Annotated in this window: 3 protein-coding genes; all 3 read right to left on the bottom strand. The window is 73.9% G+C overall.

Features of this window, described 5'->3' with window-relative positions; genetic code table 11:
* On the bottom strand, positions 1 to 1,075 hold a 1,075-nt coding region (locus ACYVE9_RS23285; RefSeq protein ID WP_461029853.1), incomplete at its 3' end, for a histidine kinase dimerization/phospho-acceptor domain-containing protein.
* 1 nt (position 1,076) lies between these two features.
* Positions 1,077 to 1,793: a two-component system response regulator CseB gene (gene cseB / locus ACYVE9_RS23280; protein WP_461029852.1), complete on the bottom strand. Its 717-nt coding sequence runs from the start codon at positions 1,791 to 1,793 to the stop codon at positions 1,077 to 1,079.
* A gap of 8 nt (positions 1,794 to 1,801) precedes the next feature.
* Positions 1,802 to 2,377: hypothetical protein (locus tag ACYVE9_RS23275; protein WP_461029851.1), on the bottom strand; the 576-nt coding region annotated here is incomplete at its 5' end.

Here is a 2,377-nt window from a genome sequence, read left to right as displayed (position 1 = left end):
GCGTCGCCGGAAAGCCGGGGCCGTGGTCGCGCACCCGCAGCAGGCGGTCGTCCACCGTCACCCGCACCGGCGGCACACCGTGCCGGGCGGCGATGGCCAGCCGGTTGCCCAGCACCCGCTCCAGCCGGCGCGGGTCGGTGGTGACCACGGCGTCCCGCTCGACGTCCACCCGCACCTCCGGGTCGAAGTCCCGCACCCGGCGGCTCACGAACTCGCCCAGCGCCACGTCCTGGAGTTCCGCCCGCTCGGCGGCGCCGTCCAGCCGGGCCACCTCCAGAACGTCCTCCACCAGGACCCGCAGCACCTGCGCCCGGTCCCTGACCATCTCCGACGGCCGGCCCTCGGGCAGCAGCTCGGCGGCGGTGAGCAGCCCGGTCACCGGGGTGCGCAGCTCGTGGGCGATGTCGGCGGTGACGCGGCGTTCCGCCTCCAGCCGGGCCTGGAGCGCGTCGGCCATGGCGTCGAGGTCGTGGGCCAGGTCGTCGGCTTCGTCCTGCGCCCGGCCGCCGATCGCCTCCCGGACCCGCACCTCGGCGTCACCCTCGGCGACCCGCCCGGCGGCGGTCGCCGCCTTGCGCAGCCGCCCGGACAGCCGGCCGCCGATCAGCACACCGAGCGCCGTACTGCCCAGCACCACCGTCAGCGAGCCGATGATCAGCGTGCGGTCCAGGTCGTCCAGGACCGAGTAGCGGTCGGTGAAGCGGGTGTGCAGCGACAGCACCCCGCCGTCCGGGAGCGGCGTCGCCGCCCACACGTCCGGGGCGGCCGAGCCGTTCTCACTGACGTAGGTGGCGCGCTCGCCGCGCTCCACGGCCTCCAGCAGCGGTTCCGGCAGGTTCGGGTCGTCCAGCGTCGCACCGAACGCGAGCCGCTCGTTCGACTCGTAGATGCGCTGCGCGGACTGGATGCGCTCGTCCTGCACGTCCCGGCTGTTGCTGATCATCGAGACCCGGGCGGCGTTGTGCACGATCAGGCTGAGCACCAGCGCGACGAGCGCGCTGACCGCGGCGATGGCGGCGCTCAGCTTCCAGCGCAGTCCCACCCGCAGCGGGAACGGGAGCCGTGGTGCGGCCACGTCAGCCCTTCAGTTTGTAGCCGAAGCCCCGGACCGTCTCGATCCGGTTCTGCCCGATCTTCGCCCGCAGCCGCTGCACGTGCACGTCCACGACCCGGGTGTCGCCGCCCCAGCCGTAGTCCCACACCCGCTCCAGCAGCCGGTCCCGGGAGAGCACCGCGCCGGGCGCGGTGGAGAACTCCAGCAGCAGGCGCATCTCGGTCGGCGTCAGCGGCACCGGCTCGCCGTCCCGCCTGACCTCCATGCCCTCGGTGTCGACCTCCAGGTCACCGAAGACCAGCACCGCGTCCGGCACCCGGCTGAGCGGCGCCTCCGCCGTCGGCGGGCCGTCCGGTCCGGGCGCCCGGGAGTGGGTGAAGCGACGCAGCACGGCCCGGATGCGGGCCACCAGCACCGCGCCGTCGAACGGCTTCGTCACGTAGTCGTCGGCACCGGCCTCCAGGCCCAGCACCACGTCGATGCTGTCCGCCCGGGCCGACAGCATGATGACCGGCACGGTCGACTCGTCGCGGATGCGCCGGCACAGGCTCACCCCGTCCAGGCCGGGCACCATGACGTCCAGCAGCGCCACGTCCGGCCGGTCGGCGCGGAAGGACTCCAGGCCCGCCAGGCCGTCGGCCACCGCCGTCACCCGGAAGCCGTCCCGCTCCAGGGTCAGTTGCAGTGCCTCCCGGATGACGTCGTCGTCCTCCACGAACAGCACGTGGGTGTCGGCCACCGCGGCGCTCACTCCTTCCTGACGGCGTCCGAGGACTCGGACGGGGACGGAGCCCGGGACGGCTCGTCCGGGTACTCCTGGTAGGTGCGGTCCAGTTCGGCGAAGCCCCCGTCCCGCCACACGTAGGTCACCACGTCCTCCCCGGACGGGCAGCACAGGGGGTCGTCCTTGAGGAAGATCTCCTGGTAGACGCGGAGTGAGCCGTTGTCGATCTCGGCGTACACGGCCGGTTCCTCGTCGGCGAACACGTTCACCCACGCGCCGCGGCTGCCCTGCCGGAAGACGTAGCTGCCCACGCCCTTGCCGTCGCCGCAGGTGTACACGTTGATCACGAGGTCGGCCGCGGATCCGCCGGTCAGCCGGCCGTACGCGACGTCCACCGGCCACGACTCGGCGTTGCAGGGGTGGAGGTCCTGTCGCACCATGTCGCCGACCGCCGGGTCGGACCGCAGCAGCGACACCACGTCCAGTGCCTTGCGGGCCCCGGGCGGCGACACGGGGGCGCCGGCGGTCGGCAACGGGGACTGCGACGCGGGCCCGTCCTCCGCGGCCCCGGCGTCACCGGTCGGCGGCTCGGCCTCCTC

This window comes from Streptomyces sparsus (assembly GCF_054776295.1).
The sequence above is the reverse complement of the archived record's forward strand: the minus strand, read 5'-3'. Positions and strand labels throughout refer to the sequence as shown.